The organism is Lujinxingia vulgaris (genome assembly GCF_007997005.1).
Classification (GTDB): domain Bacteria; phylum Myxococcota_A; class Bradymonadia; order Bradymonadales; family Bradymonadaceae; genus Lujinxingia.
Map to the genome: position 1 here is coordinate 20739 of NZ_VOSL01000133.1, position 7993 is coordinate 28731.

The window sequence follows — 7993 nt, forward strand, 5'->3', positions numbered from 1 at the left end:
GCGCAAACATCTTCGCGTTGCAAAGGTTAACACAGGTCGAATGCCCTCAACACAAGCCCCACACACTCCCCTCCACACCATCGACGCTCTCTTTCTCGATGTGCAGACCACCGGCGGCTCCCCGCCCGGAGCGCAACCGCTGGAGCTCGCCATGCAACAGGGGCTCTCCAGCCAGCCTTCAAACATCGCCTTCGCGCTCGCTGAAGATGCCTCACTGACACGGCACGTCCGCAGGATGCACAACCTGGATCAGCCTCGCGACCACGCCCTCCCACCGGAGCTCGCCTGGCAGAAGTTCGCCTCCGTGCTGGCGCCGCAGCCCATCCTCATCGCCCACTACGCGCGCTTCGAGCGCCGCTTCGTCGAGCACGCCCTCCCCGACCTGGAGGCCCGCTGGGTGTGCACCCATGCCATCGCGCGGCGCCTCCTCCCGCAGATCCCCCGCGCCGGCCTCACCGCCATCGCGGGCTACTTCGGACACCGCTTAAGCGCCAAACACAGCGCCGCAAGCCACCTGGAGGCCACGCTTTTTGTCTGGCGCCACCTCGTCGCGTTGCTTCACGACCAACACGGCGTCACCACCCTCGAAGAGCTCGATCGCTGGCTCAGCGCGCCGTCAACGCCCCCCGCGGCCGATACGCGGGCGTCGCGCTACGCCATCGACCGTGAGCACCGCCTGAGCCTCCCCTCAAGCCCGGGCGTGTACCACTTTTACGACCGCGCCGATCATCTCCTCTATATCGGCAAAGCCACCGACCTTCGCGCGCGGGTCAACTCCTACTTCCGCACCCGCCGCGGCCTCAGTGAGACTCGCAAAGAGCTCGTCTCCCAGGTCGCCCGGGTCGAGACGCACCCTCACGCCACCGCGTTAGAAGCCGCCCTGGCCGAGGTTGACGCGATCAAACACTTCGCGCCGCCCTACAACCAGGCGCTCCTCCCTCGCGAGCGCCCCGCGCGCTACCTCAACCGCAACGCGCACATCGGCGAGCACCTCTCGCAGCACCATCGCTTCGGTCCGCTCTTCTCACTTCGCGCCCTCCACGAAGCCCTCGCCATCTGGACGCTGGAGGAGCCCTGGCCCGCCGACGCGGCCGCCCAGGCCCGCGCGCGCTTCGCGCGCGATCACCGCCTCACGACGCACACCTTCGGCCCGCTCAGCGCCTGGCTCCGCGCCGGCGCCTCACTCTGGCCACCTCCCGAACCCGAACCCGACCTCGACGATACCAACGACGAGCCTGAAGACACTCCCGCACATCCAGACACCGACGCCGCCCCCCTCGACGAAGACGCCATCTACCGCCGCCTGCAATCCTGCGCGCGTCGGCTAAGCTGGCAGGTTCGCCGCGCACGCATCTTAAGCCAGCTCACCGACGCCCGGCTGGTCTGGACCCCGCCGGCGCAACCCGACACCCTGCGCACCATCGAGCTCCGAGAGGCCCGCATCACACACCGCGACACTCTGGCGCTCTCGGCCGACCTCCCCTCCTCTCCCCTCCCCACACGCCCCTGGCTTGAGCGCCTCGCCATGCTCGACGGCCCCACCCACGACCGCCTGCGCGTACTCGCCACCGAACTCCGACGCCTCATCGCCGACGCCCCGCGCCTTCAACTGCACACCCCCTCCGGCGTGTACGAGCGCGAGGCCCTGCGCGAGATCTGGACCCTCTTCTGACGCTCCGCCCTCGCCACAACCGACCTCTCCTCCCCAATTTCTGGCGCACTCGCCACGCAGCGCGTACAACCAGCACATGTTCGCCAACTCCACGGTGGCCCTCACGCAGCGCCTCGCCACCGAGGCCTGCGCGACTCCACCACGCTCGTTCACACCGACGGACCTCCCAGGCCCGCCCATGGCCAACTTCTCGCCAAGACTTCGCATCGCGCTCCCCGCGGTCGCCCTCCTGCTCGCGGCCATGGCCGCCGTCTTGCTCTGGCCTCAAAAGGTCGATCCTCCCCTCGACACCACCGTCGAACTTCCCGATCCCCCCCTCGACCAGGCCCCGCGCTGGTCGCTGAACGACAACGCGCCAACCTTGCAATGGAAGCTCGATTCCACCGCCACGCTCCGCCTCCCCGACGGCTCCACCTTCGCCCCCACCCCGGCCCCCACCCCCCATCACTGGGACGCCCAACACCTCGCCCACCAGGGCTGGACCGCGCTGGCAGCACACGCCGACAACGGCGACCAGGCCACCTGGTGGTTCACCGAAGGCGCTCCCTACGCCATCCTCGATCTTCAGGCCGACCTCAGCCGCGGCGACTGGTCGATTCAACTTCCCGATCTGCCCATTCGCGCCTACCCCGCCGATCTTCTCGGCAGCACCAACGCCCTCGAAGATCTCACGGAAACACCCCTCATCGCGCTCACACTGCAGAGCGAAGCCGGCCCCCTGAGCCTCACACTTAGCGGACCGGCCCTGGCTCGGCTCGATACCTCCACCACCCCGCCCCGTCTGCGTCTTAACCCGCTGCCCACCCGCTGTGAAAGTCTGGTGAGCGCCCCCTCCCGCCTGCGCCTGACCCTGCATTTCGGCGACGCACCGCTGCCCCTGGCGGTCGCCGCTCCCTCGGGCGCGACCTCACAGCTGATCCCCTTCTTTGCCGAGCCCCCCGACCAGGGCGGCGACCCCTGGGAGGAAGGCCGCTCCCGCGACGCCCGAGAGCTCGCCAGACGCATCCGCGCGCTGATCTTCGGCCACTCCAACCCCGACGATCCTCGCTACGGCAACGGCGGCCTCCTTCAGCAAAACATCGGCGCGAGCTTCCTAATCCCCGAGGCCTGGTGGAGCTCCACGCCCATCACCGAGCTCCGAGAAGACCTCGAGCAGACGCCCTACGAACTCATTCTGGCGACCGCAACCCCCGAAAGCGCGCCAGCCGGCCCCAACCTCTACACAGACGCCCCTCTGGAGTGCGCCACGCTTAACGAGCGCGCCTTTGTTACCGGTCCCCCTATCACCGACGCCCCGACGTACTCGCTGGGCTCCTGGTTGCCCCAGACCCCGCAACTCAACGCCATCGCGCCGACGCGCGACGCCATCCTCGAACACCTTCTCCCCGAAGACGCGACCCACGGAGCCTTACGCCCCGGCCGCCTCACCCTGGCCCACTTCCCCCTGGTCGCCTCGCGCAACCCCCTGGTCGAGAGCTTCGACCACACCCTGCTCGTCCCCGAGCGTAATGGGCACTGGACCCTTCACGAAGACCTCGCTCGCGCGCTCATCGCCTTCGAGTTCCGCGAAGACCGACCGACCCTCGCCCTGACCTCCCTCGCCACGCGGGCCACCTCTCAAGATCTCGACCGGCAGCCGGCGCTCTGGCGACCCGATGGCACGCTCAGTGAGAGCACGCGCCTGCTGCTGACGCCCGACGCGACGCTTCCCCCAACAGCGTCCGACCTGACACCTCCCACATCACTGCGCTGGCTAGTCTCACCTCAGAGATGAAGGCGCTGGCCCGGCGGCGGCCCCATCGCCTCGAGCTCGCTGAACGTCGCCCGCCTTACCTCGACGATCTCCCCCTCAAAGGTCAGCTCCTTTCCGGCCAGCGGATGATTGCCATCCACGACGACCTCCTCGGCGCCGACTTCCTTGATGCAAAACATCACCGCGCCCGCAGCGATCCCTAACCCGTGGTCATCGATCCCCAGCTCCAGCCGCGCCCCCTCTACGAGCATCACATCCGCCGGGAATCGCCAGCGCGCCACCCGCTGACACAGACGCTCATCATAGGGCCCAAACGCCTGCGCCGAACTCAACGTCACGCAAAAGCGCTCCCCGCAGTGCAGTCCACTGAGCGAGCGCTCTAACGCCGGCAAGATCTGTTCATACCCGTGAATATAATAGCGCGGTTGAAACCGGCTGACCTCCTCGACCAGCTCGCCGCGCCCGTCACGGACCTTATAGGCCAACCCCACACGACAATCCCTGCCTACCCGCATCTTGGACCTCGAACGCTACGGATGCCCGTCCCCAGCGCTCGTCTCAGGCCGACTCCGGCGCCGCGATCTCCGCGCGTACGCTCTCAATCACCTGCTTCGACCAGCTGTCCTGCGGACCCGACAACGACTCCTCAAGCGCCTGGCGCGCCTCCTCCTCACGCCCCTCCGCCGCCAGAAGCCACGCGCGCAACGCCGCCAATTCACTCCTACGCGCTGGAATCTCGTCGCCAACTCGCTTCTCGACAAGCGCGAGCATCGCCAGCGCATCGCTGCGCTCAGCCGCCTTCCCCGAAAACTCCACCATCGCCAGAGTTCGCGTAAGCCCGGCCCGAGGGTGCCCCGGGTCGGCCCACAACGAGCGCGTCATCTCGTCTTCATACCCCTTCATATCCCCCTGACGCAGCGCCAACTCCGCACGACACGCCCGCAGCGCCGCCTGACGATGCCCCTTGCCCAGATCCTCACCAAGCTGCCCGAACTGCTCGAGCACCGCCTCGTGATCGCCCTCCCGCAACGCCACCTCAATCAACCACCGCCTTAGCTCCGCCTCATAATAACCCGGCGCAAACCTCACCCCGCCAAGAAGCACCTCGCGCGCCTCCGCGTAACGCCCCTGCCTGACCAGAGCTCGCGCCCACACCCCCCGTTGGTTCGCCGCCTCCCTGCGACTCCGCACCATCGAGGGCCGCGCGCGACGACTCGCATAGCGCTCGGCGGCCTCAACCTCCCCCCGGCCCAGCAAAAAATGCCCCACATGAACGCGTAACAAAAGATGGGCCAGCAAGAACACATAAGGCACCAGCATCAGCCCCATTGCCTTCGGCCGAAAATACTCCGACCAGAGCTCCCACCCCGGCTGCGCCGAGAGCCACGCCCCCACCAGGTACGTCAACGCAAGTCCCAACCCCACCCCGCCCAACACCGACACCATCGCTGGATACAAACGCGTCCACACCCTCTCGACCTCGCTCAAAAGATCAAACCCCGCAACCGCTCACCACCATCAAGCGCGATCAACGACCCGGTCAAAAACGCCCCGGCCTCCGAGGCCAGAAACATCACCACGCCCACCACATCCTCCGGCGTCGCAAAGCGCCCCAGCGGAATCCCCGCCTCCACACGCTCCACCAGCGCCTCGTCCGTCCACAGACGCTCATCACTGCCTTCGGTCCGCACAGGACCGGGACACACCGCGTTCACACGGATCCCCGCCCCGCCCCACTCCACCGCCAGCGTCTGCGTCAGACTGTTGATCCCCGCCTTACTCGCCCCGGAGTGCGCCATCAGCGGAGAGCCCCCCTCCGCATTGGTCGCACTGAGATTGATAATGCTTCCCCCCTTGCCCTCGTCCAGCCAGCGCGTCCCCACCGCCTGACTCATCAAGAAAGTCCCCACCAGGTTGATGTCCAGCACCGCCTTGAACCCACGCGCGTTCATCGCCACCGCCGGACTCACGAAGTTCCCTCCGGCGTTGTTCACCAGCACATCAACCGCCCCTGACTCCTTCCACACAAGGCCTACGACCTCGTCAACCCGCGCCTCATCCCGCACATCGAGGGTGTACATCCGCGCACGCCCTCCCCGCTCCTCGATCGCTTCGACCACGGCCAGGAGCGGAGCCTCCCGTCGAGCAGCCACCACCACCGTCGCCCCCAACGCACCAAACGCCAGCGCCAACGCCCGACCGATGCCGGTCCCCCCGCCGGTGATCAACACCACCTTCCCCTCAAAGAGACCCGCTCGGAACACGCTCATCGGCACCGCCCCCACATACGTCGCGTTAACAGTTGGCAAGAAAACACTTCGACTCCGAAGCCTTGCTCACGCTCTCCGCGATACTCTCCGTAAGATACTCCACCGATCCGAGAAGATCCTTATCCACGCCCACCGGATCCAGGACCTCTTCCCACGCAAACTGATGCTCCTCCGCACAGCCCGACCACAACGAGTAACCCCAGCGGTCCGGCGAGTACCCCCGCCACAACGCCACGTAGAGGTGCTCCGACTCACAGAAGAGGTGGTTATTGGGATCTTCCAGACCGCGATCCACAAAGACCTGCGAGCTGAAGCTCAACTTCTCATGCTCGGTGAACTTCTCGGCCAGCGAGTGCGCAATAGCTTCAAACACCTCCGGCGCCATCGGACCCGGTTCGGGCTGCTTCATGCCCACGTCCTGAAACGTCACCGTGCGAAACACAAAGTCGCCGCCCGTAAGCGTCAGGTAGTAGGGCGAGTAGTAATGCTTGCGCTCCTCAACCTCACCCGAAGTCGCAGCCCCCATCTCCTCCTCGGGCTCCGCCTCAACTCCCAGCGCCTGCGCCTCAACGCCGGGCACGCCTGGATCAGCAGCGGGCTCCCCCTTGCATCCCACAAACGTCGCCAGCGCGGCAAACACCACCAGCCCCGCACACAATCCGTCATGTCGTCTTGAATCTCGTTTCAAACCTGTCTCCCTGCGCCCCACCTCGGACGCCCTTCATTCCATCCGAGCGCCGACGCCTCATAAATGATCGAGGATTCGATACCCGGTAGCTTTCATCTCGGCGCGCAGCTCTTCGATATGCTCGACACCGCGCGTCTCCAACTTTAGCTCCACATTGGTCATACCTAAAGGGGCCCCGTCGGCGAAGGTGCGATTATGGTGGATCTCAAGCACGTTCGCTCGGAGCTGCGCAATCTTGCTGAGCACCTGCGCAAGCGCCCCCGGCGTATCGGCCAACTGCAAGTCCAGCCGATATATTCTCCCCGACGCCGCAAGCCCCCTCTCAATAATACGCGCGATCACGTTCACATCGATGTTCCCACCGCTGATAATCGCGCACACCCGACGCCCCTCCACATTCTCGATCTTGCCGGCAGTCAGCGCGGCAATCGTCGCTGCCGCTGCCCCCTCCACCACCATCTTCTCCTGCTCCAAGAGCACGAGAATCGCGCTCGCGACCTCCTCCTCACTCACCGTCACCACATCGTCCAGATAATGGGAGAGCGTCGCAAACGCCAGATCCCCGACCCGCCGCACCGCGATCCCGTCACAGATCGTCGTCGCCGCCGGAAGCTCCACAACCTCCCGCTGCACCATCGATGCCGTCATGCCGGCGAGCACCTCCGCCTCCACGCCGATTACCCGAACCTTGGGATTGGTCTCCTTGATCGCAATCGCAATCCCCGAGGCCAGCCCCCCTCCACCGATTGGCACCACCACCGTGTCGATATAAGGATTCTGCTCCAGGAGCTCCAGGCCGACAGTCCCCTGGCCGGCAATGATCGCCGGATCATCAAAAGGATGAATAAAGATGCGCCCCTCCGCCTCGGCCAGCTCCATCGCGTGCGCAAACGCCGCGTCGAAGTTCGTGCCATGAAGCACCACGCGCCCCCCGAACCCCCGGGTACGAGAGATCTTCACCAGCGGGGTCCCCTCCGGCATTACAATCTTCGAATCGATGCCGAACATCGCCGCATAAAGCGCCACTGCCTGCGCATGATTGCCGGCTGACGCTGCGATGATCCCCCGCTTTTTCTCGTCGTCACTCAGCTGCAAGAGCTTATTGCACGCGCCACGCTCCTTAAAACTTCCGGTACGCAGCATGTTCTCAAGCTTCAGGTAAAGTTTGCACCCGAACTGCGCGCTGAAGGCCTCACTATGTGCGCACGGGGAGCTCGGGATGTAGCTTCGCACGCGCGCGCGCGCCGCCTCCACCTCCGAAAAACTCACCAGTGCCCCGCCCCCCGTAGCCTCGTCACCCATCTTCCGCTCCTGCGATTAAGACACGCCGCCTCCGACCTTCCCTCGGCCGAAGCATACTCAGCTCGATGCCCCCCGGCCAGCCAGGATCGTTGACGCAGCGCGCCAGGCAACACGCATCCTCTCCCTCCTTCTCTTCTCCAAACACAAAAAAACCCGCCCCGCTCTACTCACGTAGAACGGGGCGGGTTTTTTTAAATAAAGGGTTGGCAGCGACCTACTCTCCCACGACCTCTCGGTCGCAGTACCATCGGCGCTGGAGAGCTTAACTTCCGAGTTCGAGATGGGATCGGGTGGACCCTCTCCGCTCT

7 protein-coding genes and 1 rRNA gene are annotated in these 7993 nt (G+C 65.6%); 2 read left to right on the forward strand and 6 right to left on the reverse strand.

Annotated features, from left to right (window positions below):
• Positions 1-40: 40 nt before the first annotated feature.
• Together FRC96_RS18035 and FRC96_RS18040 are read left to right on the forward strand one after the other, a co-directional pair.
• Positions 41-1672, forward strand: coding sequence for a hypothetical protein (locus FRC96_RS18035; RefSeq protein ID WP_146976542.1), 1632 nt, complete (start codon positions 41-43; stop codon positions 1670-1672).
• 76 nt (positions 1673-1748) lie between these two features.
• Positions 1749-3446, forward strand: coding sequence for a hypothetical protein (locus FRC96_RS18040; protein WP_230470414.1), 1698 nt, complete (start codon positions 1749-1751; stop codon positions 3444-3446).
• Here FRC96_RS18040 and FRC96_RS18045 read toward each other — a convergent pair.
• From FRC96_RS18045 to rrf, 6 genes are all read right to left on the reverse strand, one after another.
• Positions 3437-3916: an FKBP-type peptidyl-prolyl cis-trans isomerase gene (locus FRC96_RS18045; RefSeq protein ID WP_146976546.1), complete on the reverse strand. Its 480-nt coding sequence runs from the start codon at positions 3914-3916 to the stop codon at positions 3437-3439. The genes FRC96_RS18040 and FRC96_RS18045 overlap by 10 nt on opposite strands.
• Before the next feature lie 67 nt (positions 3917-3983).
• A complete protein-coding gene (locus FRC96_RS18050) occupies positions 3984-4895 on the reverse strand; it encodes a tetratricopeptide repeat protein (protein ID WP_146976547.1) in 912 nt (303 codons plus the stop codon).
• Between the two features lie 14 nt (positions 4896-4909).
• A complete protein-coding gene (locus FRC96_RS18055) occupies positions 4910-5695 on the reverse strand; it encodes an SDR family oxidoreductase (RefSeq protein WP_146976549.1) in 786 nt (261 codons plus the stop codon).
• A 25-nt stretch (positions 5696-5720) separates the two neighbouring features.
• Positions 5721-6383 (reverse strand): hypothetical protein, encoded by a 663-nt coding sequence (locus tag FRC96_RS18060; protein ID WP_146976551.1) that lies wholly within the window; start codon positions 6381-6383, stop codon positions 5721-5723.
• Positions 6384-6440: 57 nt separating this feature from the next.
• Positions 6441-7655, reverse strand: coding sequence for a threonine ammonia-lyase (gene ilvA / locus FRC96_RS18065; RefSeq protein WP_146976552.1), 1215 nt, complete (start codon positions 7653-7655; stop codon positions 6441-6443).
• 231 nt (positions 7656-7886) lie between these two features.
• Positions 7887-7993, reverse strand: a 5S ribosomal RNA gene (gene rrf, locus FRC96_RS18070); the annotation flags it as partial.

Coding starts and splice junctions, on each gene's coding strand:
- FRC96_RS18035 (WP_146976542.1), top strand. CDS start 41: ATGCCCTCAACACAAGCCCCACACACTCCCCTCCACACCATCGACGCT.
- FRC96_RS18040 (WP_230470414.1), top strand. CDS start 1,749: ATGTTCGCCAACTCCACGGTGGCCCTCACGCAGCGCCTCGCCACCGAG.
- FRC96_RS18055 (WP_146976549.1), bottom strand. CDS start 5,695: ATGAGCGTGTTCCGAGCGGGTCTCTTTGAGGGGAAGGTGGTGTTGATC.